The organism is Haloarcula argentinensis DSM 12282, assembly GCA_000336895.1.
Lineage (GTDB): Archaea > Halobacteriota > Halobacteria > Halobacteriales > Haloarculaceae > Haloarcula > Haloarcula argentinensis.
On sequence record AOLX01000014.1, the window covers coordinates 271815 to 294591 of the forward strand.

Here is a 22777-nt window from a genome sequence, read left to right on the forward strand (position 1 = left end):
GCCTAAACAACTTAGGCCTTTCTAGTCGTCGGCGGTTGCGGGGACCTGTTCCGTCGCGGCGGCGTCCAGTTCGTCGAGACATTCCAGCCAGTCGAGCATGAATTCGCCGCAGTAGTTAAGGAAGGCACCGTTTTCCCAGTCGCTGAAATCGCCGTCGGCCATCGCTGTAGCGATTGCATCGAACACCTCACCGTAGGAATCGGCGTCAGCGCCAGCCTCGTCGACGATCTCCCAGACGTGCTCGTTGAGTTCGAGCCCGTGGACTTCGTTGGTCAGGTCCGAGAACGTCGAACGGGGCGCTTTGTTGTGTTCACACAGTGGGTCGCCGTTGTAGATCTGCTTGCCCAGCACGTCACAGGCCCGCTTGAGGAACACGCCCGACCAGATATCATCAAAGCGACCGACATCCCATTCGTTATCGTCCATCGGGAGCTGGTAGAACGCCGGGATGACTTCGCGGCGGAAGGCGAGGTTCATCGAGCAGACGGTGAGGTACTGCCCCTCGGCGGCGACAAAGTCATCGCCGAAATCCGCCCCGCTAGTACGGGTCTGGGCCTGTCCCTGCAGGTCACCGTCCATCAGGATACGAACGGCGTCGAGGTCGGGCACGTTCGTCCAGAGGCCCTGCGAGGCGACTACGTCGTCGACCTGAGTCGCTTCCGTCGAAACCGTTTCGTCCATTGCGGCGTAGGGGTAGCCACGCGGGTAGAGGCCGTGTTCGTCCTCGTTCTGGTAGAGGACGTTGACCCACTGTTCGTCGGAACTGACCGTCTCGATTTCGCCCTCGAAGGCCAGATTCGACATATGCGTCCCGAAGAAGTCCGCATCCTCGTGTGGCAGCGTGTCGTCGTCGATGAACACGCCGTACTCGTAGTCGTTGGCCCACATGTAGAGGAGGCCAAACGATGTCTGGGCGTGACTCGCTTCAGGAATGAGGTGCGAATACTCGCTCGCGCCGTGGGTCTCGAACCACGCCTCGCGGTCGGTCCCGTCATAGACGGTCCCGTCGACGCCCTCCTCGTCAAGCATCTGTTCCATCGCATCGGTGTCACAGAAGTCCTCAGTGATGAGCACGACGAACAGTCGGTCCAGATCGAACCCGTGGTCCCGGGCGTTCTGGAAGTACGACCGCATACATTCGTGGTTTCGTATCGTCGGCACCATCACGCAGATGTCGGCTGTCATGTACTGACTTCACGTCTTTAGGCAATCCTAAAAGGCTTGGCGTTCTCACTTTGCAGCCCTCGTGAGTCTGTTTTTCAGCCGTCATTTCTCCTGTGATAGGATCATCGTTATATTCTGACTTCGACGTCAAATGTTGTATAAGGCGAACTATTATTTGGCTGTGCTTTGCCAGATTAGGTGATGAGCGTACGAAGCAACAGGGCTCCCATCAACCACAAATGAACCTGGAAAATCAAACCTGTGTCGTCACTGGGTCCTCGCGCGGTATCGGCCGCGGAATCGCCAAAGACCTCGGTGCCCACGGGGCCAATGTTGTTGTTAATTACCGATCCTCAGAGGCGGAAGCCCGCGCCGTCGTCGAGGACATCCGCGAGAGCGGCGGCACCGCTATCGCGGCCCAAGCCGACGTGGCGAAACTCGATGAGGTCCGGGCGATGCGCGAGAAGGTGGCCGACGAGTTCGGACCCGCGGACGTGCTCGTCAACAACGCCGGCATCACCATCGACAAGAAGTTCGAAAACATGACTCGCGACGACTGGGAGACGGTTATCGATGTCAATCTTGGCGGTGTGTTCAACGGGACGAAAGCTTTCTACGACGACATTCGCGACGCCGAGCATGGCCGACTGATAAATATCTCTAGCGTCGTCGGCCAGCAAGGCAACATCGGGCAGGCCAACTATGCGACGACGAAATCCGGGTTGTTCGGATTCACACGGACGCTTGCGCTCGAACTGGCACACACGGGCTCGACCGCGAACTGCGTCGCGCCGGGCTTTGTCAAGACCGATATGCTAGAGGAGGTGCCCGAACGCGTGCAGGAGAAGATTCTGCGGGAGATCCCGCTCGACCGGTTCGCACGCGTTGAGGACATCGCCGGCATCGTGAGGTTCGTCGCCAGCGAGGAATCGAGCTACATGACAGGACAGGTACTTGGTGTTAACGGCGGGATGGAGTGGTAGGATGAGTCAACAGGAAGAACCAGAAGAGGAGACTGGAGCGCCTGACGACGCGGTCGAAGAGTTGCGACAGAAACGAGCCGAAGCCGAACTCGGGGGCGGTGAAGCCCGCATCGAATCCCAGCACGAGAAGGGCAAGATGACCGCCCGGGAGCGCATCGACTTCCTCGTCGACGACGGTACGTTCAACGAGGTCGATCCGTTCGTCGAGCACCGGTCGACGAACTTCGGTATGGAGGAGAAGCGCTTCGCCGGTGACGCAGTCGTCACCGGCTACGGTGAGGTCGACGGTCGGAAGGTGTTCCTGTTCGCCCACGATTTCACCGTGCTCGGGGGCTCGGTCGGCGAGGTCGTCGCCGACAAGATCTGTAAAGTGATGGACCGGGCTATCGAGAACGGCGTCCCGGTCATCGGACTCAACGACTCCGGCGGCGCGCGCATTCAGGAAGGCGTCGACTCGCTGGTGGGCTTCGCCAAGATATTCGAGCGCAACACCAAGGCCAGCGGGCTCATCCCCCAGATATCCGCGATCATGGGCCCATGCGCGGGCGGGGCCACCTACAGCCCGGCGCTGACCGATTTCACGTTCATGGTGCAGGACACCAGCCACATGTTCATCACCGGGCCGGACGTCATCGAGACGGTGACCGGCGAACAGGTGTCGAAGGAGGAACTCGGCGGTGCGGGCTCACACTCCACCAAATCCGGCGTCGCTCACTTCTCGTACCCGTCGGAGGAGGAAGCGCTCGAAAACATTCGCCGGCTCCTATCGTACCTTCCGGCGAACAACATGGAGGACCCGCCGCGGGTCAAACCGTGGGACGACCCCGACCGGGAGATACCCGGCGTGACCGATATCGTCCCGTCGGCCCCGCGCAAGCCCTACGACATGACGAAGGTCATCGACGCCATCGTCGACGAAGACTCCTTCTTCGAGGTCCATGGCAACTGGGCGCGCAACGTCGTGGTGGGCTTCTCGCGGATGGACGGCCAGTCGGTCGGCGTCGTCGCCAATCAGCCACGCGTAAGCGCGGGAACGCTGGATATCGACGCGGCGGAGAAAGCAGCCCGGTTCGTCCGCTTCTGTGACTCGTTCAATATCCCAATCCTCACGCTCGTCGACGTGCCCGGGTTCATGCCCGGCACGGATCAGGAGCACAACGGCATCATCCGGCGGGGCGCGAAGCTCATCTACGCCTACGCCGAGGCGACGGTCCCGCTGCTGTCGGTCGTCGTGCGGAAGGCCTACGGCGGGGCGTACATCGTCATGTCCTCGAAGTTCCTGGGCAGTGACGTGAACTACGCCTGGCCCGGTTCGGAAATGGCGGTGCTCGGGCCACGGGGAGCCGTCAACATCCTCTACCGGAACGAGATCGCGGAGGCCGACGACCCGGACGCCAAACGGCAGGCACTGATGGACGAGTTCCGCGACGAGTTCGCCAATCCGTACGGGCCGGCGAAGCGGGGCTACCTCGACGACGTCATCGAACCGAAAGAGACGCGCAAGCGCCTCATTCAGGACCTCGACCTCTTGCAGCGCAAGCGGGAGGACACGCCGCCGAAAGACCACGGCAACATCCCACTGTAACATGGCGACTCGCGATACACCACAGTCGGACACGGAGGCGGCGCTACCCGGTGAAAGCGCGGACCCAGACGACCTGTCACTGTCGATACCGGCGGACGCATCACAGGCAGAAGCAGCGGCTATCACCGCCGCGGTCAGTGCTCACCTGACTGACCGGCAGCGGGCCGCTAAAGCGTCATCGCGGCGTTCGACTGTCGAGTACGTCGATGAGTGGACGCTGGCCGGACGGCTGGCGAGTGTGGGCAAACGCCGCCCTCCGAACAACGTCAAGCGCGGCGAGGAATGGAAGGCGGCGGCGCGGGCGCGGTACTAAGAGTCGGTAAACTCCTGCAGTACTTCGAGGTCGCGAGTGGTCCGCATGAACTCCGACAGCGACCGCTCGGCCCCACAGTCGTCACACGTGAACTGCGTCTCCGGGGCCGGGAGGTCGGACACTTGCTCTTCCCAGGCGACTGAACACGCCGGACACTGGAGTTGAAGCCAGGCTTCCTGCATATTTCGTGTGTGGTTAGCACGCACGGATATACTTTGTGTGGATTCTCACTGCCGGGGGCTGTGGTGCTGTTTGTCGATTCATGGGGTTTTTGGACTGCCTAAATATGGGAAGATTTAAGCCATTTAGGCAAGCCTAAAAAGATATGAACCGACGAGAGTACATCGTTGCGGCCGGTGTCGGGCTGGCAGGTACCGTTGCCGGCTGTTCGGGTCAGTCCGAGACCGGGAACGGTGGTGACGGCGCGACTGACGATTCGACGGAATCCGGGACGACGGCCGCGGAGTCGACTGCGACAGCGAACACCGAATCGACGGGTTCGGGTTACTCAGTCTCGATGGAGCCAGTCGGCGAGGTCACCTTCGAGTCAGCCCCGGAGGTCTGGGTCGCGAACAACGGCAGCTGGGCAGATATGGGGATCGCGCTCGGTCTCGACGCACCGGAGGGAGTCTGGCTACCATCGCGATATCATACCCAGTACTACGACGAGATTCCGGGCGTCAGCGTCGACGGAAGTTCGATCCAGAAGTTGTGGGGGGACAGCGGTGTCGGGAAAGAGCAGTTCTACGAAATAGACGCCGACATCCACGTCATGGATCCGAACTTCCTGCAGAGCCGCGGGTCCTGGGAGCAGTCGGACATCGACGAGATCGAATCCCAGATCGCCCCCTTCTTCGGGAACAGTATCTTTTCGACGGGCTACGAGTGGCACGATTACACCTACTACACGCTGTACGAAGCCTTCGAGAACCTCTCCCGGGCGTTCCAGCGGACCGACCGGTTCGAGGCGTTCCAGTCCCTCCACGAAGAGTTCCAGACGAGTCTGGACGACATCGTTCCAGACTCGAACTCCGACCGGCCGGAAGTGGCTATCATGTGGGCCGGGAGTGACGAGCCGACGAGCTTCTCCCCGTACCTCATCGAGGACGGAACCAGCTTCAAACAGTGGCGGGACCTGCGCGTGCGCGATGCGTTCGCAAAAACCGATGTCAGGGACTTCCACTCCGACCGGAGTAAGGTCGACTTCGAGGCGCTGCTGGAGATCGACCCCGAGTACTTGCTCCTACGGGGGCAGGAGAACAAGACCCGCTCGGAGTTCGAAGACACGGTCGTCAGTTTCCTCGAATCGGACCAGACCGGGAGTGAACTGACGGCGGTCCAGAACGGGAATGTGTACCGCGGTGGGCCGCTGTACCAGGGGCCGATAACGAATCTGGTCCTCACGGAACGGGCCGCGTCGCAGGTGTACGACGTGGAGCGGGAGCTGTTCGACCGCCAGCGCATCGCCGATATCGTCGCTGGGGATCTGTAGGAAACCATGGTCGGACGAACGCTCGCGGATATCCGTGACAGGCTCTCGGAGCTCAACGTGGCTGTCGGGCCGTATCGCGTCGTCAGCGCCAGGACGGGCACGCCGCCGTTCCCGGTGTCGGGGATGCAGTTTCCGGACCGCGAAACAGCCGCCGAAGCGGCCAGTGTCGCGACTGCCTACCGAAGCGCCCTCCGTCGCTACGACCCACGTGTCACCGTGCACGGCCTCATCGTCTGTGAAGCGCCGTGGGGGACCGACGCCGTCAGGACTGGCCCGTCGTCGCTCCCGGAGTACTGTCACACGGTCGCCGGGTCGCTGTTCGAAGTGCTGTCGGGCCGTCATCGCTCCGTTGAGCAGGCAGTCATCGACAGCTATCTCGAAGCGGCTGAGGAAACCGAGAACCGCGAGCGACTCTGTCTGGCGATGCTCGAAAGCATGGCTACAGCGCTCGAAGAACACCTCGACCCGGAGCTACAGGCGGACACCCTCCGAGAAGCCGCCGGGCAATTGCCGCGAAAGCCAAGCGGCCCTGAGCCGGTTCGGGACGCCATCACCGACCTCGAAACAGCGGGGCTCGTCGACGAGGCAGCAATCGAACCCGCGGCCACCGGTCCCGGGCGCTGTGCCAGATATATCACATTACAGAACTATCGTCCAACGCTGTCGGACCTTCGCTGTCCGGTGTTGCCGATCGCTGTCGAACTACTCCGCCGAACGAGTATCACGCCACAGATGGCCGAGGCGGAACGAACTGCGACTGGTTGGCGGCTGCTCGTCTCACTGGCCGGTGACCGACCTGCCGAGGGGCTGTCGGTCGTTACAACGACTGCCTGAACATTCTTCTATTTCTATAGGTCAGACCGTAATACATACACGAGACCCCTGTGACGGCACACGTATGGGAGTCGCAGTAATCGGCGCGTCAATGACGAAGTTCGGGCAACGCGACGCCTGGATCCGTGAGTTGCTCTCACAGGCGGGCGAGGAGTGTCTCACGGACGCCGGCGTCACGCCTGACGACGTAGAGCACCTGTACGTCTCGAACATGGCAAGCGGCGAGTTCGAAGGCCAGACGGGAATCATGAACCTGTTAGCCCACGATCTGGGGGTGCTTCCGGCCTACAGCGAACGGGTCGATCAGACCTCGTCCTCGGGCGGGGCCGGAATCTACGAAGCCTGGCAGTCAGTCGCCAGCGGGGTCAGCGACATGACGCTGCTGGTCGGCGGGGAGAAGATGACCCACAAGACGACGGGTCAGGCGACCGACATCATCGCCTCCATCACCCATCCTGACGAGTACAAACACGGCGTGACGCTCCCGTCCTTCGCCGGGATGACTGCCCGGCACTATCTGGAGCGCTTCGACGCTCCCCGGGAGTCACTCGCCCGGGTCGCAGTCAAGAACCACAGAAACGGCGTGGATAACCCCAAGGCGCAGTTCCAGAAGGAAATCACGATGGAGAAAGCGCTGGAGTCGCCCATCATCGCCGACCCGTTGCGGCTGTACGACTTCTGTCCGATTACGGACGGCAGCGCCGCGCTCATGTTCACGACGGAGGAGCGGGCCAAGGAGATAACCGACGAGTACGCGCTGGTCTCCGGTATCGGCGGGGCGACCGACACGCACGTGGTCCACGAGCGCGACGATCCGACAGTCATGGGCGGGGTTGTCGAATCGAGCAAGGAGGCATACGAGATGGCCGGCCTCGGCCCCGACGACCTCGACGTTGCCGAACTGCACGACATGTTCACTATCCTGGAGTTCCTCCAGTTGGAGGGCATCGGTGTCGCCGACCAGGGAACGGCCTGGGAAATGGCGATGGACGGCGCGACGGCCAAGGACGGCGAGTTGCCAATCAACACCTCCGGCGGGCTCAAATCGAAGGGTCATCCGCTGGGGGCAAGCGGTGTCGCGCAGGGCGTCGAAATCTACGAACAGCTCGTCGGCGAGGCTGGGCCACGACAGGTCGAGGCTGACACCGCACTGGCGTGTAACGTCGGCGGGTTCGGAAACTGTGTCATCACCACCATCATGGAGGCCGCAGAATGACGCTGGAAGCAGGTATGTGTTCGAACGGTCACGTCTCGTATCCCACGCATCCGCTGTGTCCTGAGTGTGGCGAGCCACAGGACGAGACGTTCGACCTCGCGGACCGGACCGCCGAAGTCGTCACCTGGACCCATTCGACAGCGACGCCACCGGGTGTCCGCCAGCCCAACACGCTGGCTATCGTGGCGTTCGATGTCACGGACATCGACGACGCGAGCGACGAGTTCGTCCGCGCGCTTGGGCAGGTGACCACGGACGATATCGAGACGGGCGATACGGTCGAACCCGTCTACGTTGAGGAACTCCGTGACCCGGACGCGGGCATCAAAGTACCCGAGAGCCAGGACTGGGACGGCTACCGCTGGGACCCGGTCTGATCACTCTCCACAGACTGCCGGGCGACCCTCTTTGTCGGCGATACCGTCCCCTGTTTATCAATAGCAGTAGTTACTAGCGCGATTTCTTTATTCAGATTTGTGCCTGAACTGAAACAGCCGAATCGGTGCGTAAGCCCATTTTTGTGAAGTCCACAAGACAGTGGATAAGTTGGGCATGGTCTGGTGTTTTACTAAATCCGTACTTATTTGTTGAAAGGATGTGTAGATGACAATATGAATGTAATAGAATTGTATATTGCAGTTTGTGTTGGGATAGGCGTCATGTACGGTACTGCCCGTCTGCTCTTCGATGATGAAATGCCCAACGTTATTGGGTGAATTTGTCAAATGAAACTAATATAGGGGCAGTTTGTGAACTGTCTCAAGAGGTCGGTTATCCGTTATGATGTCTACACACTTTTGAGAGATTCTTTATTTTGTATTCGCATGCTTACTAAATAAGTTTTATCGCTACGACTGAGTAAAGAAATCGCGTTACCAGCTACTGATAGTGTTTCTCACGAGGACAGAGAAAAGTGTCTTGTTGGAGGAGGCAAGGACCGCCGCTGAGAAGCCCGTAACTGACGCTGCCGGAGACGGCATAGAAGCTGAACGGGGCACGCGGACCTATACGGTCGAGACGGGTGTCGAATACGTCTCTGGGAGGGTCCCCGTCTCGGCCAGTTCTGTAATGCACTCCTCGACAGACTCTGTTCGGCCCGCGTCGGCAAAGGGGGCTACCTGCACGAGATCGCCGTCCTCGTAGACCGCAAGACAGACGGCCGGCATGACGAGTTCGCGGCGCTTCTCGCCCGTCGTCGAACTGTAACAGAGCCGGGTGTCGAAAAACGGTGCGAGGCAGACTCCGGCCCCGCGGGCCCAGTCCGCAAACTCGTTGTACAGGCCCCGTTCGGTTCCGTTACCGGGGCCCTGCAGCGGCACGCGTTTCTCCCATTCGACTGTTTCGACATCGTCGAGTACGCCACGGCACACCAGCTCCTGTAGCTCACGTTCGATAGCGGTACAGCGTTTCTGTGACGGCGAAGGGAGGTCAGACCGGACGAACAGGGTCGCCCGGCGACCACCCGGAGCGGTAGAGCTGGACATCGGTATTCATACCTATACTTGTACAATAATAAATCATTATGTTTGATAAAGCATAACCTTCACACCGCGCTGGGTTCCGTTACTCCTCGTCGCTTCCGTCTCCGTTTTCGGTACCGTCGTTGTCCCTGTCCGGACCATCGATTTCGTCCTTTATCGACCGTAATTCGGCATCTACGTCCACAGGAACGTCAGTAACTTCCTCAGGGTCGACCTCCTCACTCATCCCTGGTTCGTCGGCAAGTCTATCCTGGATCTGGTCACGCAACTGTTGGGCTTCCTGAATGAGCTCGCGGGCGTCTTCATCTTCCGGCCTCCCTTCCACAGCCTGCTGGAGGTCCGTGAGCGCACCGTCGAGCCGGGAGAGCGTGGCCCGACTCAGGTCACTCGCACGCTGTCGCACTTCATCCGAGGCGGACCCAGTCGTGGTCGGCCGCCCCTCGGCCATCCGGAGGGCTCGTCGGAGAAGTTTCAGCGCCTCGACGTTGGTCTTCAGTATGAGAATGACTGCGGGGATGGTCACGTCGCTGGTGAACCGCAGGAGTTCACCCGGCGTCGGCGGCCGCGGCAGGCCGCTGTCTGTCGTGGGTTCGACCTCCGTCTCTAGCTCCTGTAGCGTCGTAACGAGGTCCGTAACCAGGGCGGTAAGGTCGTCGTCCGAGCTCATACCTCTCTCTTGTCGCCTCGGGTACTAAAGGCCGCGCTGTGTCGGCGATCGGTTCCGGGCCATTTCTGCCCTCGATGCAGGGGCTGGTGTCCGCAGATGATTAGGCCAACCAAAATCCTTTTAGCTTTAGGGGTACCTAACTCTGATAATGCCATCACAGACGGACGATGTCGAGACCTCCGAGGACCGCCCGGACGTTGCAGCACTGGACAGCGGTGCTGACAGAACCGTGTTTACCGAAGACGGGAACCGAGACGGCTGGATTTCGACTGACGTCACCGTCGATCTTCGACGATAGTCCGTTCATCCCACGCGTTGCGCCTCTCTTTCCTTCGAGTCCCGGACTCCTTTCTACCGGAACGGTTCACGCCACGCTACACAGTCTGAACTATGTGGCGACTATCCGGCGGAAGAAACTGAGAGAGAAAGCCTTGTGCTGAGTTAGTCCAGGACGAGCGTGTCGTCTTCGAGGTAGTGCTCGATGTGGTGGGCGTCTTCCTCAGTCTGCACGATGATTTCCCGGAGGATCTGCGCCGTGGCGTGGTCACCGAGATTCTCCGCGAGGTCGATGTGGTCACGGAGCGACTCGATGATGTCGCCGTACATCTCGAGGTCGTTTTTGAGCGACGTCCGGATGTCGTACACGTCTTGGCCTTCGGGTTCAACGGATGCATGCTCTTCCTGTGCCTTCCCGCCGGCGATGGGTGTGCCGCCGAGGGCCTGTGCGCGCTCGGCGAGTTCGTCAGCCGCCTCTTCGGCGTTTCCGGCAGCGTCGCCGAGGAACAGGTGGAGGTCACGGAACTCGGCGCCTTCGACGTTCCAGTGGTGCTTCTTGACCTGATGGTACAGCGTGTACGTGTCCGCCAGGTCCTGGTTCAGAGCGTTGATTACCTGCTCGGACTTCTCCTTGTCGAGGCGGAGTTCGTTCTCTTCGACTTCCCCGAACTCGCGTCGGACGTGCTCTTGTGTTGCCATAGTCATCTTATCGTACAGGTGGAAGCCACTTAAAGATTGTTTTGTGAAAATATGTTTTCGGGAACCCAAAAATTATGTTCTTAGATGGAATGGCTAGTTACCTGAACTGAAATATTGTCCGAGAATCACAACCGTCGCTCTAGCCCGGGCTTGGAACCTGACAAGAAAAGGAACACACCTACTTCGACGACGGCCGGGAAGCAATGAGCGCAACGGCGTTTTGGTCGATAGCGCTGCTGTCGACGGCTGTTTCACGAAGAACTTGCTCTTGATGGACTGCGACGACCGCGGCAAGCAGGTAGTCGTCGAGTCCGAGATGCGCGCCGTACTCCTCCCAGACGGTCTCCCTGACAGCCATGAAGAACGTCTCGGGCGTGCGGTGTAGCACTGCATCGTCGAATCGCTTTCGCCACTCGTAAACGAGGTCCTCGACGCCCGGATTCTCACGCATCGTTCGCTGGTGGTCGGCGAGCGCGTCCCGCAACCGCTCTTCGTCGACGCTGTTCGTCCCCGCAACGCCACGGACCACGTCGTCGTCGAACGGTGCTAGGAGTGTTGGGTCATTCATTGGACGCCGCTACGGGGGTGGTGAACAAAAGTACCGTCACACCGAAATCGCGGTAATGAATCGTCTAGATTCCCGCTCGCTGGGAGTTCCCCACATCTATATTCGGGCCCCACTGTAACCACTGAGTAGAGGCATGGGACGATTATCGACGTTGTTTGCGCCGGAACGTGTCGCAGTGGTCGGGGCGACCGATTCGGAGGGATCCGTCGGTCACGCGGTCACCACGAACCTGCTCGATTCGTTTGCAGGGGAGGTCGTGGCCGTGAACCCGAACAAAGAGACAGTACTTGGATTGCCGTGTTACGACAACCTCGCCGGCCTGGAAGACCCCGGGTCGGTCGACGTTGCCGTCGTCGTCGTGCCGCCGACGGTGGCGGTCGAGGTCATCGAGAACGCCGGGGAAGCGGGTATCGAAAACGTCGTCGTCATCACCGCTGGCTTCGGTGAGACTGGCAGTGATGGGGCCGAACGTGAAAAGCGGCTCCGGGAAGCGGCCAGTGAATATGACCTGAATCTGGTCGGCCCGAACAGCCTCGGTGTGATGTCGACGCCCGTAGGGCTCAACGCTACCTTCGGGAATCTGATGGCCAGCGACGGCGACATCTCCTTTATGAGCCAGTCGGGCGCGTTCATCACCGCCGTCCTGGACTGGGCCGCCGAGCGCGATGTCGGCTTCAAGGACATCGTCTCGCTCGGGAACAAGGCAGTACTCGACGAGAGCGACTTCGTCGCCGAGTGGGGTGACGACCCCGATACTGACGTCATTCTGGGCTATCTTGAGGACATCAACGACGGGTCCTCGTTCGTGCAGACGGCCCGTGAGGTGACACAGGATACGCCGATTGTCCTCGTCAAGTCCGGCCGCACGGACGCGGGTGCGAGCGCGGCAGCCTCCCACACCGGTGCGATGGCCGGATCGGAGCGGGCCTACGAGGCCGGCCTCGACAAGGCCGGGACACTCCGTGTCGAGTCCGTGCAGGAACTGTTCGACTACGCGCAGATTCTCGCCGGCCAGCCGCTCCCGGACGGGGACGAGATCGCTATCGTGACGAACGCCGGCGGTCCCGGCGTGATGACAACCGACGCTGTCGGCGACTCGGACCTACAACTCGCGCAGTTCGGTGACGAGACGTTCTCACGACTCCGCGAGGAGATGCCCGACGAGGCCAATATCTACAACCCGGTCGACATTATCGGGGACGCTCCCGCAGAGCGTTTCGAGACGGCGCTCGAAACGGTACTGGCGGACGACAACGTGTCGATGGCTGTTGTCGTCGCCTGCCCGACGGCAGTGCTTTCCTTCGAGGACCTCTCGGAACGCATCGTAGAACAGCAGGAGCGGTTCGAGAAGCCCGTTGCGGCAACGTTGATGGGCGGGAAGTCGGTCGACGCCGGTGCGAACGTCTTGAGCGAAGCGGGCGTGCCGAACTACTTCGACCCGGCCCGCGCCGTCGGAAGTCTGGACGCTCTGAGACGATATCGCGAGATCAGGGCAACCGAGTACGAGGAGCCGACGACCTTCGACGTGGACCGCGAGCGGGCCCGGGAGATACTCGAATCCGATGCCCGGCGCGGGTCGAACCGGCTCGGCGTGGAAGCGATGGAACTGCTCGACGCGTATGGGATTCCGACACCACAGGGTGATGTCGTCTCCTCGCCCGTCGAAGCGGAGGCTATCGCCGAGGAGATCGGCGATGATGTGGTGATGAAAATCGTCAGTCCGGACATTCTGCACAAGTCTGACATCGGCGGCGTCGAGGTCGCTGTCCCCGTCGAGGAGGTCCGTGACACCTACGAGGATCTCGTCGTCAGGGCGCGGAACTATCAGGAGGACGCGACGATTCTCGGCGTTCAGGTACAGGAGATGGTCGACCTCGACAACGGCGTCGAGACGATTCTCGGGATGAACCGCGACCCGCAGTTCGGGCCGTTGCTGTTGTTCGGCCTCGGCGGTATTTTCGTCGAGGTACTCGAAGATAACACTGTCAGTGTCGCCCCCGTCAGCGAGACCGAGGCGGAAGGGATGCTCGATGACATCGACTCTGCGCCGTTGTTACGCGGTGCCCGGGGCCGCGACCCCGTCGACGAGGCCACGCTCGTCGAGACAATCCAGCGGCTCTCGCAACTCGTCACTGACTTCCCCGCAATCGTCGAACTGGACATCAACCCCCTCGTCGCGAGGCCCGACGGGGTGCAGGCGGTCGACCTGCGACTCACTCTCGACCAGGAGAAACTATGACCGACACGAACACGCTACTCGTTACATCACTTGAGGACGGTATCGGCAAGACGGCTATCACGCTCGCGCTCGCGACGCGTGCTCACGACGCGGGCTACGATGTCGGCTACATGAAGCCCAAGGGGACGCGCCTGCGGAGTGCGGTCGGCAAGACGCGGGACGAGGACCCGATGCTCGCCCGCGAACTGCTCGATCTGGAGACCGACCTCCATGACATGGAGCCCATCGTCTACTCGCCGACGTTCATTCAGGAAGCCATCCGCGGGCGTGAGGACCCGGATGACCTCCGTGAGCGACTGCAAGAGGGCATCGAAACCTGTTCGGATGGAACCGATATGCTCCTTGTCGAGGGGAGCAGTGACCTAGCGACTGGCAGTATCGTCGACCTCACAGATATCGATATCGCGGAGTTGCTCGACGCCCGTGTGCTGTTAGTCACCGGCTACGATACGCCCAGTGACACGGACGAAATTCTGTCTGCGGCCCGAGCGATCGGTGATCGACTCGACGGCGTCCTGTTCAACGGCGTCACCGACGCGACGGTCGACGAACTCGCCGACGACGTGGTGCCGTTCCTCGAAGGCGAGGGCATTCCAGTCCACGGCATTCTGCCGCGTGACCGCTCGCTCGCCGGCGTCACCGTTGCCGACCTCGCCCGGAACCTCGGTGCGGACATCCTCACTGGTGATGCCAACACCGATGTCCACGTCGAGCGGTTCAGCGTCGGCGCAATGAGCGGGAGCAGCGCGCTCGAACGCTTCCGGCGGACGCGCGATGCCGTCGTCGTCACCGGCGGCGACCGCTCGGAGGTTCAGACAGCAGCCCTCGAAGCGTCCGGTATCAACGCACTCCTCCTCACTGGTGGATTCCAGCCCGCCAGTGCGGTCATCGGACAGGCGGCCGAGAAAAATGTCCCAGTGCTGTCAGTACAGTCGGATACACGGACGACGATAGACAGAGTCGAGGAGGTCCTTCGGACCGGGCAGACCCGGAACGAGGCAACGGTCGACCGTATGCGGACGCTACTCGACGACGGTGTCGACGTCGGGTCACTGCTGTCAATCGACCTCTAGCACCGTCATTTCGGCTGGGCGGTAGCCCGTTCCTAACGGAGCACGGGCCCGGGCTACGGGAAAATCTCCAGATGAAACGTGCCTTACTATTTTAGTGATCGGTAGTCAAGTATCAGATGGAGCCTTACCGGCTCCGTAGTGTCACACGACGGGGGTTTGCCCCCGTTCTATCCCCTTTGCTCGGCCACGTATCGGCGGTTACTGATCGATAGCCTGCTGCAACACCGACTGCGGGAGATGCGCTCTGAGTCCGTCAATTACGCTAGCAGACGAATCTATCTCAAGCGGTGGCATCGGCCAGACAGTGCACCCGGTCATCCGTTCGATAACGCCCGGATTCGTGCGCTCAGCGGTCGTCGCGCCTTCGTACTCGTTGAGAACGACACCGACGACCGGCACACCTCTCCGGCGGAGTGCCTGAACCGTCAGCGCCGTGTGATTCAGTGTTCCAAGCCCCGAACGCGCGACGACCAGCGCCGGAAGCCCGACATCCGCAACGAGGTCGATGACCTCTCGGTCGTCCGCGAGCGGGACACGCAGGCCACCGATACCTTCGACGACAGCCGTCTCGCTTCCTGCCACGACATCGGCAACCCCGTCACGGATCGACTCGTAGGAAAGCGTGACATCATCGGCTGCTTCCCTCGCGGCCACTTCCGGTGCTAGCGGGGGAGACAACCGTTGTAGACAGACTGCGGCGTCCGCCGTGCCACAGACGGACTCGACGAACGCCGCGTCGTCATCAGGCGGATAGCCGGTCTGACAGGGCTTAACTGCGACGGCGGCTGTCCCCACCTCCCGCAGCCAGCCCGTGAGCCCGGCGGTCACGACCGTCTTGCCGACGCCGGTGTCAGTGCCGACGACGAAGACGCCGTCCTCGGCGATGCGGCCGGTCCCGCCTTCCGGTTTCGACTCGTCGCTCGTCTCGCTCACAGCACGCCCACCTCCCTGCCGGCAGTCCGGAAGGCATCGAGACACTGCGCGATGTCGTCGGCGGTGTGTGTCGCCATCGGCGCGACCCGGATACGAGAGGTGCCCTCAGGGACCGTCGGCGGCCGGATCGCGGGCGCGACGATACCGTGGTCGCGCAGGCGGTCGGCCAGTTCCAGCGCGTCGCCGCGGTCACCGACGACTACCGGGAGGATATGTGTCTCGCCAAGCACCTCGTAGCCCATCGTCTCCAGACCATCCCTGAGTGTCGCCACGGTGTCCCAGAGTTCCGTCGTCCGTTCGGTCTCACGAGCGATTCGCAGCGCCTCGCGTGCCGCCGCGGCGTTCGGCGGGGAGAGTCCGGTCGAGAAGACGAACGACCGCGCGGCGTTCAGCAGATACTCGATGAGCACCTCGTCGCCGGCGATGTAGCCGCCTTGGCTCGCCAGTGCCTTCGACAGGGTGCCTAACTGCACATCGACATGGTCGCTCAGCCCCTCGCGTTGGACGACGCCGCCGGCACTGTCGCCGAACAGTCCGGTCGCGTGTGCTTCGTCGACCATCAGCCACGCGCCGTACTCGTCGACGGCGTCACAGATGGCCGACAGGGGCGCGATGTCTCCGTCCATCGAGAACACCGAATCGGTGACCACGAGCCACTGTTCGTCCTCGTCGATATCAGCCGCTCGCGTGGCCAGTTTCGCTCGCAAGTCGTCCGGGTCACAGTGGTCGTAGACGACTGTCTCGCTGGCCCCGACGCGACAGCCGTCGATAATCGAGGCGTGGTTCAGTTCGTCGGAGAAGACGACGTCCGGGGCCAGCGCATCGATAGTCCCGATGTTGGCCGCGTAGCCAGACGAAAACACCAAGGCCCGCTCGGTCCCTTTCGAGGCCGCGAGATCGCGCTCTAGCCCGCGGTGGGCTTGCGTGTCACCAGTGACCAGCCGTGAGGCCCCGGCACCAGTTCCAACAGTCCGTGCGCCCAGTTCAGCTGCCCGCTGGACCCGGCTGTCGTCGGCCAGCCCGAGGTAGTTGTTCGCGGCGAAAACGACTACTTCATCCCCAAACTGCGGGGGCTCTCCTTTCGGGTCGTCGGCGAATCGGGTCCGCGCCGAGACGGATTCGGCGACTTCCAGATGCCGGCGGAGGTTCTGTGCCTCGCGCTGTTCGAGTCGGTCGTTCAGGTCGAAGCCGTGAGTCATGCAAAGCAAAATCAAGCGGTCTCAGAAGCCAGGCATCAGATCGGCGGGGCCGAACACGCCGTAGTGTCCGGCGCGGTTGTTCCGGACGCCGGCTTTCAGATAGCCCAGCGCCGGCCCGTTGACGTTGGCTTCCATGCTCGTCGCGTCGTCCAGTTCGAAGGTGTTTGTGCCGGTCTCGCCGTCGAAGGTCGTGCCCGTCACGCTGACCGTCGTCGTCGTCGGTTTCTCGTCCGAGCGCACATCGAGGACGCCGCCGACGTGGACATCATCGGCATCGCAGATTCCCGCACGCTCCAGTAGCACGTCGTCAGCGTGCTCCATATCGTGGAATTCCAGCACACCATCGTGCTCGTCGATGAGGGCCTCGATTTCCGCTTCGCTCATCTCCCGGGCCGTCTCGATGTCGTAGCCGTCGAGATGGGCGATGTCCTCCCGAACCGTCCCGCGGTTGTCCTCGTAACCGGACTTGAGGCCGACGCCCCACCAGATCTCGACTTCCTCGACCTCGACGAAGGACTGGGCGGCCAGCGCCGCCGCACCGGTCAGGAAGCCGGGGGTCGCGCCAGCACCGCAAACGAACGTGATGCCCGACTCTTTCAGCAGATCCTCGCGGTCGTCGAGCATCCCGATGACACGGGAGCGTTTGAGCACGTCGATCATGACGCCCTCATAGTCGGCCCCGGCGAATCGCTCGGCCACACGCGGGATGAAGTCGTGTTCGAGGTTCGGTAGCGCCAGCAGGACGGCGTCGATGGCGTCGCTCTCGGCGATAATGTCGTCGATGGGCGTTTCCGTCGGCTCGCCCTGCGAACTGGCAACGATACCGGCCTGCTCGCCGTGCTGTTTGACGCCGCCGCCACCTCCTTCGACAGCGGCCGCACCGCCGTCCGAGGCGTAGTCGTCAGCGGGTGTCGCGGGCGTCGTCCCGGACGCGTCCTCAGGCCCACTTGCGATGTTGCCTTCCGTCGCCTCCAGCAGTTCGTCTACGTCGAGGCCACTGTGGTCAATAGCCACACCGTTGCGGTCACAGGCTGCGACCGCGGTGAGGCCGTCCTTGTGCTGTGAAACTTCAAGCGTCCGCCGTCCGATACCACCGGTTCCAAGCACTGCAAAGCGTATGTCGTCCATTGTCAGTCGTCGGATTTGAGCTCTGATTTGGTCTGTGCTGTCCCTGCCGCCGTCTCGGTTTCTGTCTCGTCAGCCGCGCGTTCTTTGACCGCCTCGGGGTCGAACTCGTTTGCGTCGGTGTTCGGTTCGAGCCCGGCCTCTTCCATGATTTCGAGGTCGTCGGCCGCCGTCTGTCCCTCGGTAGTGAGATAATCACCGGTGAGGATGCCGTCCGCGCCGGCCTCCAGTGCGGCCACCTGTCCGTCGGTGTCAAGGTTGACCTCGCGTCCGCCGGTCAGGCGCACGCGGGACTCCGGATGGAGCAGGCGGTACACCGCGATGGTCTTGACGACCTCCTCGGTCGTGATGTCGGGTAGCCCCTGTTCAGCCATGGGGGTGCCAGCGACCGGATTCAGGATGTTCACCGGAAGCGAGGAGATGCCGATGTCCTGCAGGGCCATCGCCGCGTCGACCCTGTCGGTCGGTGATTCGCCCATTCCAAGGATGACTCCGGCACAGAGGTCCATGCCGGCGTCCTTGGCGACCCGGAGCGTCTCGACCCGCTTCTCGAAGGTGTGGGTCTGGACGACCTCCGGGAAGTACCGGGGCGAGGTCTCGATGTTGTGATTGTAGTGGTTGAGCCCTTCATCAGCCAGAATTGCGGCCTCCTCCTCCGTGAGGATGCCGAGGCTGGCGTCGACCTCCACGTCCGTCTCGTCGCGGACCAGACGGATGGCTTCGAGGACCTCCTCCCACTCCTCCGGGCGGTTCTCCTTGGAGACGCCTTTCTCGGCGACGACGATACCGAACCGCTGTGCGCCGTCGCGTTCGGCGCGTTTTGCAGCTTCGAGTATCTTCTCCGGGCCGAGAAAGCCGTAGTTGTCGATGCCGGTGTCGAAGTGGACCGACTGGGCACAGAAGCCACAGTCCTCCGCGCAGTTCCCGGCTTTGGCGTTCACAATCGAACACGCGTCGACGGTGTCGTCACCTAATTGCGTGCGCACGTAGTCGGCCCCGGCCGCCAGATCGTCGACCGGCTGTGCGATGAGAGCCAGCCCGTCCCGTCGGTCGAGGCGCTCGCCGTCCAGCACGCGTGCGACGGCGTCGTCTACCGTTTGGTTACCCGTCTCGTAAACCACACTCTCGGTGTCGGTTGACGGTCTGATAAAGATTCGGGTAGATCGCACAACTGAAGCGCCACTCATGGGGGTATCGTTTTACCGGACCCACTGCTACACGTTCACATGGCTGGTTCGACGGAGGCGGGAGCCGAGCACGCCGCTGAAGACGGCCACGAACACCGAAGTCGGTGGCCACTGATAGCTGCAATCGGCGCCGCGTCGCTGTATCTGGGCGTTGGGCTGGTATTTGTCGGGCTCGATCTGGTCCCGTCTGTGGTCCCGATTGTCCTCGGCGGCGCTGGTGCGATTGGCCTGCTGACCGGACTCGTCGGGTGGGCCAACGAGGCGTTCATCGCCGATTACGTCCGGAACCGCGGGGACGGCGGTTCCGGCTTGTATGCGACGACGATGATTCTGTTTCTCGTTTCCGACGTGGCGACATTCTCGGCGGGCTTCGTCTATTACGCCTTCATCCGGGCCGGGTCGTGGCCGCCAGCCAACCTCCCGCCGCTGCTCGGCTCGCTGGTGGTCATCAACACGGCGTTGCTGCTCGCAAGCAGCGTGACGCTCCACTACGGGCACGAGGCGCTCGAAGGTGGGAACCGTCGGCGATTCCTCGGTCTGCTCGGGGTGACGCTCGCGCTCGGGGTCGTCTTCCTCGCCGGACAGGTGTACGAGTACTACGAGTTCGTTGCCGTGGAGGGGTTCGGCATCGGTTCGGGCGCGTTCGGGAGCGCGTTCTACGGCCTGACCGGTCTCCACGGTCTGCACGTCGTGCTCGGCGTCCTGCTGCTTGCTATCGCGTTCGGTCGCGCGCTCCGGGGCCATTACACGCCCGAGCGGGACACGGCTATCCGGACCACGTCGCTGTACTGGCACTTCGTCGACCTCGTGTGGGTGTTCCTTGTCGTCGTGCTGTACGTCGGTGCTGCGCTCTGAGCGACCACCGAACGTGGGACCGCTACTCCGACCGGCCGGCCCGCTGGTCCAACCGCACCAGCCGCCGGTACAGTGGCGGGGCCAGCACGCCGAGGAACCCGAGCGCGATTGCGAACACCCCGAGCGGGAACTGGAGCGGCGCGGCCGCGAAGCAGGTGTTCTCCGCGACGATGGTCACGTAGTACTCTTCACCTTCGTAGGTAACAACTGCCCCGCGGCGGAAGGCATCGGCGTTGGGCACGCTGCCGACGACCTGCTCCTCACCGACCGGGTCGTCTACAGCCGTCAGAAAGGCCGTTTGTTCGGCCGAGGAGAGTTCCTCGAAGGCCAACTGTGGGAGCCGCGGTCCCGGTCCGCCTCCGCTGAACCGCTCGGCCGTCCGTTCTGGCTCTTCCACGCCGATAGTCGGGTTGCCACAGTTCTCCAGATCCGGCTCGACGAGTGCGTAGCCGCCCGGCACCGCTCCGGCGATACCGACCGCAATGAGCAGGACCCCGATGAAAGGCGCGAGATACTGGAACACGAACGAGTCAGCACCGTAACTCATCGGTTAGCTTCCTCCTTCGCTATGGCGGCGAAGCGTCTCGTCCGATTTGAGGTACTGGAAGGTCACGGTCAGCCCGATGCCGTACGCCCAGTGGGAGACGAGCACGAACGTGAGGTAGCCGACGAATGCGAGCCCGCTCTGTCCTGTGTAAAACGCAATAGCGAACCCGCTGGATATCAGTGTCGCGAACACTAGCCCCGTCTCGAACAGGAGGCGACCGGGGAGGTAGTCGGAGAAGGCCAAGAACAGGAGCGGCCAGGTGACGGTCCCACCGACGAGGAACAGGGCCGCGCCGATTGCCGGACTCGCGGGCAGCCCGACCAGTTCGGCGATCTCACCGAAGGAAACCGGGTCGAGGACGCCGATGAGTATCGCCGTGATGAGCCCGCCGCTCATCAGGACCGTCCCGACGAACCCGCCGACTGCGGCCATCCATGCGTTCCGAGAAACGGTCTGGGCGACAGTCCCGACGCCACCGGCCAGCCCAGTTGGTTCGGCTTCAGGGGCGTATGAACGCCGCGTTGTCTCGGGCTCAGTCGGTTCCATGTCGTATCTGTCTTTCATATGCCGTTCGAACCATTGCCACTCGCGCGTGAACTGGTTTGTCGCCTTCAGGCCCCACGGGTCGGTCGTCGTCACGGGCGTCCCTCGCCAGTACGAGACGAGCATGTTGTACAGCCACAGTAGGGCACTCAGACCGATGACGTAGCCGCCAACGGTCGCGATCTGCTGGGCGAACTGGTACTCGGGCGGGTAGATCGCTTGCCGGCGCGGGAGCCCCAGACCGCCGATGACCAGCAACGTCATGAACGTCACGAACGAGCCAAAGACGATCAGCAGCGCCTGAAACCTCGCCATCCGCGTGTCGTACCACCGACCGGTAATGAGTGGGTACCAGTAGTAACTCGCAGCGATCATCAGGAACGGGATGATGCCGACGACGATGAGATGGAAGTGACCGACGACGTAGTACGTCCCGTGATAGAGGATATCGACTGGGATAACAGCGAGAAATACGCCGGTGACGCCGCCGATGATGAACGTCCCGATGCCGCCGGCACAGAGAATAAACGGCGCAGTCAGGCGGATATCCCCCTCCCACATCGTCGTGATCCAGTTGAACACCTTGATGGCGCTCGGGACGGCGATAGCGATGGAGACAGCCATGAATGACAGCTTCACTCGCGGGTCCGCGCTCGTCGTGAACATATGATGCGCCCAGACGCCGAAAGAGAGGACGCCCAGCCCTAGCGTTGAGTAGACGATGAACTGATAGCCGAAGAGTTTGCGCCCGACAAACTTCGGTAGAATAAGGCTCATCAGCCCTGTCGCCGGAAGGAAGAGGATGTACACCTCCGGGTGGCCCCAGAACCAGAACAGGTGTTGCCAGAGGATGGCACCGCCGCCCTCCGTGGCGAAAAAGGCCGTTCCGAGGTTCCGATCTAGCAGGAGCATCACGAGTGCGCTCCCCAGCAGCGGAAAGGCGAACAGTGCAATCCCGCTCGTGACGAGCATATTCCACGAGAAGATATCGAGGTTTGCCCAGCTGACACCCTCGCCGCGCTCGTAGACGACTGTGGTGATGAAGTTGATGGCCCCGACCGTGGTGGCGATGCCGCTCAGGTGTAACCCGAGCAACAGCAGGTCTATCTGTGGATTGGGCTGTTGCACAGACAGTGGCGCATACAGCGTCCAGCCGACGCTCACCTCGCGCATCGTGAGGAAAAACCGGATAGCGTCCGCCGGGAGCACCAGATTCAGCACCTGGCCGAGTACCTGAATCAGCAGTCCCATCCGGACCAGAATCAGTGCCGGCGGCAGGAGCCAGAACCCGATGGCGTTGACCCGCGGAAACGCCATATCGTCGGCCCCGATGAGCAGCGGCAGGACGTAGTTCCCGATACCGAAAAAGACCGGCAGGACGAAGAATATCAGCATCGTCAGCCCGTGCGTGGTAAACAGCGCGTTGTACGTCTCCGGCGTCCAGATGTCCGCCGGCGGTGTCAGCAGTTCCGTCCGGAGCATCATCGCGTCGACGCCGCCCCACAGACCAGCGGCGGTGCCGAAAGCGATGTAGAGCAGTCCGATGTCTCGATGGTCCGTCGTCGTCAGCCAGCGGTACACTTCGGACTGGATTCGACCGATTTCGAATTCTATCTCCTCTCGGGTCGTGTACCCACCGTCGCTCTCCGGTTGCGCCGTCCGCCGCTCCCGGAGCCACAGGCAAAGCACTGACAGCGCCAGCACAGTCAGCGCGGCCCCTTCGACGATAGCCCTGTTTAGCATCTGTGTGTAACGTGCCCGCCCGGAACGATTGCTCGTGTCGTCATGCTACACGTTA

Annotated in this window: 23 protein-coding genes; 11 read left to right on the top strand and 12 right to left on the bottom strand. The window is 62.0% G+C overall.

Annotated features, from left to right (window positions below):
• Positions 1–21 precede the first annotated feature (21 nt).
• Positions 22–1185, bottom strand: coding sequence for a hypothetical protein (locus tag C443_RS04905; RefSeq protein WP_005534364.1), 1164 nt, complete (start codon positions 1183–1185; stop codon positions 22–24).
• Between the two features lie 218 nt (positions 1186–1403).
• Here C443_RS04905 and C443_RS04910 point away from each other — a divergent pair, with 218 nt between their 5' ends.
• Genes C443_RS04910 through C443_RS04920 form a run of 3 tightly spaced genes read left to right on the top strand, consistent with a single transcriptional unit; the run spans position 1404 to position 4045 of the window.
• Positions 1404–2147: a beta-ketoacyl-ACP reductase gene (locus C443_RS04910; protein ID WP_005534366.1), complete on the top strand. Its 744-nt coding sequence runs from the start codon at positions 1404–1406 to the stop codon at positions 2145–2147.
• 1 nt (position 2148) lies between these two features.
• Positions 2149–3732 (top strand): acyl-CoA carboxylase subunit beta, encoded by a 1584-nt coding sequence (locus C443_RS04915; RefSeq protein WP_005534367.1) that lies wholly within the window; start codon positions 2149–2151, stop codon positions 3730–3732.
• 1 nt (position 3733) lies between these two features.
• A complete protein-coding gene (locus C443_RS04920) occupies positions 3734–4045 on the top strand; it encodes a hypothetical protein (RefSeq protein ID WP_005534369.1) in 312 nt (103 codons plus the stop codon).
• Here C443_RS04920 and C443_RS04925 read toward each other — a convergent pair.
• Complete coding sequence (locus C443_RS04925) at positions 4042–4227, bottom strand: DUF7836 family putative zinc-binding protein (RefSeq protein ID WP_004592717.1); 186 nt, start codon at positions 4225–4227, stop codon at positions 4042–4044. The genes C443_RS04920 and C443_RS04925 overlap by 4 nt on opposite strands.
• Before the next feature lie 143 nt (positions 4228–4370).
• Between C443_RS04925 and C443_RS04930 the strand changes: the two genes are divergently transcribed.
• The 4 genes from C443_RS04930 (at position 4371) to C443_RS04945 (ending at position 7964) form a co-directional block, all read left to right on the top strand.
• A complete protein-coding gene (locus C443_RS04930; RefSeq protein WP_005534372.1) occupies positions 4371–5537 on the top strand; it encodes an ABC transporter substrate-binding protein in 1167 nt (388 codons plus the stop codon).
• Between the two features lie 6 nt (positions 5538–5543).
• Positions 5544–6371: a DUF7551 domain-containing protein gene (locus tag C443_RS04935; RefSeq protein WP_005534374.1), complete on the top strand. Its 828-nt coding sequence runs from the start codon at positions 5544–5546 to the stop codon at positions 6369–6371.
• 64 nt (positions 6372–6435) lie between these two features.
• Positions 6436–7587 carry a thiolase family protein gene (locus C443_RS04940; RefSeq protein ID WP_005534375.1) on the top strand — a complete coding sequence of 384 codons (1152 nt, stop codon included), beginning with the start codon at positions 6436–6438 and terminating at the stop codon, positions 7585–7587.
• Complete coding sequence (locus C443_RS04945) at positions 7584–7964, top strand: Zn-ribbon domain-containing OB-fold protein (protein WP_005534377.1); 381 nt, start codon at positions 7584–7586, stop codon at positions 7962–7964. Before C443_RS04940 ends, C443_RS04945 begins: the two co-directional genes overlap by 4 nt.
• Positions 7965–8591: 627 nt before the next feature.
• Here the strand turns inward: C443_RS04945 and C443_RS04950 are convergent.
• On the bottom strand, positions 8592–9071 hold the full coding sequence (locus tag C443_RS04950) for an HTH domain-containing protein (RefSeq protein WP_005534378.1): 480 nt from the start codon (positions 9069–9071) through the stop codon (positions 8592–8594).
• A 79-nt stretch (positions 9072–9150) separates the two neighbouring features.
• Complete coding sequence (locus tag C443_RS04955; protein ID WP_005534380.1) at positions 9151–9735, bottom strand: DUF7547 family protein; 585 nt, start codon at positions 9733–9735, stop codon at positions 9151–9153.
• A 148-nt stretch (positions 9736–9883) separates the two neighbouring features.
• Between C443_RS04955 and C443_RS21605 the strand changes: the two genes are divergently transcribed.
• Positions 9884–10033 carry a hypothetical protein gene (locus tag C443_RS21605; protein ID WP_004961340.1) on the top strand — a complete coding sequence of 50 codons (150 nt, stop codon included), beginning with the start codon at positions 9884–9886 and terminating at the stop codon, positions 10031–10033.
• Between the two features lie 143 nt (positions 10034–10176).
• On the opposite strand, the gene dpsA is transcribed toward C443_RS21605, so the two are convergent.
• Both dpsA and C443_RS04965 read right to left on the bottom strand, forming a co-directional pair.
• Positions 10177–10710 carry a DNA starvation/stationary phase protection protein DpsA gene (gene dpsA / locus C443_RS04960; RefSeq protein WP_005534382.1) on the bottom strand — a complete coding sequence of 178 codons (534 nt, stop codon included), beginning with the start codon at positions 10708–10710 and terminating at the stop codon, positions 10177–10179.
• A gap of 178 nt (positions 10711–10888) precedes the next feature.
• A complete protein-coding gene (locus tag C443_RS04965; protein ID WP_005534383.1) occupies positions 10889–11278 on the bottom strand; it encodes a hypothetical protein in 390 nt (129 codons plus the stop codon).
• Between the two features lie 133 nt (positions 11279–11411).
• Here C443_RS04965 and acs point away from each other — a divergent pair, with 133 nt between their 5' ends.
• Positions 11412–13517 carry an acetate--CoA ligase alpha subunit gene (gene acs, locus C443_RS04970; RefSeq protein WP_005534384.1) on the top strand — a complete coding sequence of 702 codons (2106 nt, stop codon included), beginning with the start codon at positions 11412–11414 and terminating at the stop codon, positions 13515–13517.
• Entirely contained in the window at positions 13514–14590 is a 1077-nt protein-coding gene (locus C443_RS04975) for a phosphotransacetylase family protein (RefSeq protein ID WP_005534385.1), read from the top strand. The genes acs and C443_RS04975 overlap by 4 nt, the downstream gene beginning before the upstream one ends.
• A 198-nt stretch (positions 14591–14788) precedes the next feature.
• Here C443_RS04975 and bioD read toward each other — a convergent pair whose 3' ends face one another.
• From bioD to bioB, 4 genes are read right to left on the bottom strand one after another with little or no spacing between them, the layout of a single operon-like run.
• The gene (bioD, locus tag C443_RS04980; protein ID WP_005534386.1) at positions 14789–15523 is read right to left on the bottom strand and encodes a dethiobiotin synthase; all 735 of its coding nucleotides are present in this window, start codon (positions 15521–15523) and stop codon (positions 14789–14791) included.
• Positions 15520–16722, bottom strand: a complete 1203-nt coding sequence (locus C443_RS04985) for an aminotransferase class I/II-fold pyridoxal phosphate-dependent enzyme (RefSeq protein ID WP_005534387.1) — start codon at positions 16720–16722, stop codon at positions 15520–15522. Before C443_RS04985 ends, bioD begins: the two co-directional genes overlap by 4 nt.
• Positions 16723–16743: 21 nt before the next feature.
• On the bottom strand, positions 16744–17850 hold the full coding sequence (locus C443_RS04990; RefSeq protein ID WP_005534388.1) for a hypothetical protein: 1107 nt from the start codon (positions 17848–17850) through the stop codon (positions 16744–16746).
• Positions 17851–17852: 2 nt separating this feature from the next.
• Positions 17853–18968 (bottom strand): biotin synthase BioB, encoded by a 1116-nt coding sequence (gene bioB / locus C443_RS04995; RefSeq protein WP_005534389.1) that lies wholly within the window; start codon positions 18966–18968, stop codon positions 17853–17855.
• Between the two features lie 105 nt (positions 18969–19073).
• On the opposite strand from bioB, the gene C443_RS05000 reads away from it, so the two are divergent.
• Positions 19074–19889, top strand: a complete 816-nt coding sequence (locus C443_RS05000; RefSeq protein WP_005534390.1) for a cytochrome c oxidase subunit 3 — start codon at positions 19074–19076, stop codon at positions 19887–19889.
• A 22-nt stretch (positions 19890–19911) separates the two neighbouring features.
• Here C443_RS05000 and C443_RS05005 read toward each other — a convergent pair whose 3' ends face one another.
• Entirely contained in the window at positions 19912–20436 is a 525-nt protein-coding gene (locus tag C443_RS05005) for a hypothetical protein (RefSeq protein ID WP_005534391.1), read from the bottom strand.
• Between the two features lie 3 nt (positions 20437–20439).
• On the bottom strand, positions 20440–22722 hold the full coding sequence (locus tag C443_RS05010) for a DUF6789 family protein (RefSeq protein WP_005534392.1): 2283 nt from the start codon (positions 22720–22722) through the stop codon (positions 20440–20442).
• Positions 22723–22777: the final 55 nt, after the last annotated feature.

What these genes read in the sequence shown, in the direction of transcription:
- C443_RS04905 (WP_005534364.1), bottom strand. Translation starts at nt 1,185, where the DNA reads ATGACAGCCGACATCTGCGTGATGGTGCCGACGATACGAAACCACGAA.
- C443_RS04910 (WP_005534366.1), top strand. Translation starts at nt 1,404, where the DNA reads ATGAACCTGGAAAATCAAACCTGTGTCGTCACTGGGTCCTCGCGCGGT.
- C443_RS04915 (WP_005534367.1), top strand. Translation starts at nt 2,149, where the DNA reads ATGAGTCAACAGGAAGAACCAGAAGAGGAGACTGGAGCGCCTGACGAC.
- C443_RS04920 (WP_005534369.1), top strand. Translation starts at nt 3,734, where the DNA reads ATGGCGACTCGCGATACACCACAGTCGGACACGGAGGCGGCGCTACCC.
- C443_RS04925 (WP_004592717.1), bottom strand. Translation starts at nt 4,227, where the DNA reads ATGCAGGAAGCCTGGCTTCAACTCCAGTGTCCGGCGTGTTCAGTCGCC.
- C443_RS04930 (WP_005534372.1), top strand. Translation starts at nt 4,371, where the DNA reads ATGAACCGACGAGAGTACATCGTTGCGGCCGGTGTCGGGCTGGCAGGT.
- C443_RS04935 (WP_005534374.1), top strand. Translation starts at nt 5,544, where the DNA reads ATGGTCGGACGAACGCTCGCGGATATCCGTGACAGGCTCTCGGAGCTC.
- C443_RS04940 (WP_005534375.1), top strand. Translation starts at nt 6,436, where the DNA reads ATGGGAGTCGCAGTAATCGGCGCGTCAATGACGAAGTTCGGGCAACGC.
- C443_RS04945 (WP_005534377.1), top strand. Translation starts at nt 7,584, where the DNA reads ATGACGCTGGAAGCAGGTATGTGTTCGAACGGTCACGTCTCGTATCCC.
- C443_RS04950 (WP_005534378.1), bottom strand. Translation starts at nt 9,071, where the DNA reads ATGTCCAGCTCTACCGCTCCGGGTGGTCGCCGGGCGACCCTGTTCGTC.
- C443_RS04955 (WP_005534380.1), bottom strand. Translation starts at nt 9,735, where the DNA reads ATGAGCTCGGACGACGACCTTACCGCCCTGGTTACGGACCTCGTTACG.
- C443_RS21605 (WP_004961340.1), top strand. Translation starts at nt 9,884, where the DNA reads ATGCCATCACAGACGGACGATGTCGAGACCTCCGAGGACCGCCCGGAC.
- dpsA (WP_005534382.1), bottom strand. Translation starts at nt 10,710, where the DNA reads ATGGCAACACAAGAGCACGTCCGACGCGAGTTCGGGGAAGTCGAAGAG.
- C443_RS04965 (WP_005534383.1), bottom strand. Translation starts at nt 11,278, where the DNA reads ATGAATGACCCAACACTCCTAGCACCGTTCGACGACGACGTGGTCCGT.
- acs (WP_005534384.1), top strand. Translation starts at nt 11,412, where the DNA reads ATGGGACGATTATCGACGTTGTTTGCGCCGGAACGTGTCGCAGTGGTC.
- C443_RS04975 (WP_005534385.1), top strand. Translation starts at nt 13,514, where the DNA reads ATGACCGACACGAACACGCTACTCGTTACATCACTTGAGGACGGTATC.
- C443_RS04985 (WP_005534387.1), bottom strand. Translation starts at nt 16,722, where the DNA reads ATGACTCACGGCTTCGACCTGAACGACCGACTCGAACAGCGCGAGGCA.
- C443_RS04990 (WP_005534388.1), bottom strand. Translation starts at nt 17,850, where the DNA reads ATGGACGACATACGCTTTGCAGTGCTTGGAACCGGTGGTATCGGACGG.
- C443_RS05000 (WP_005534390.1), top strand. Translation starts at nt 19,074, where the DNA reads ATGGCTGGTTCGACGGAGGCGGGAGCCGAGCACGCCGCTGAAGACGGC.
- C443_RS05005 (WP_005534391.1), bottom strand. Translation starts at nt 20,436, where the DNA reads ATGAGTTACGGTGCTGACTCGTTCGTGTTCCAGTATCTCGCGCCTTTC.
- C443_RS05010 (WP_005534392.1), bottom strand. Translation starts at nt 22,722, where the DNA reads ATGCTAAACAGGGCTATCGTCGAAGGGGCCGCGCTGACTGTGCTGGCG.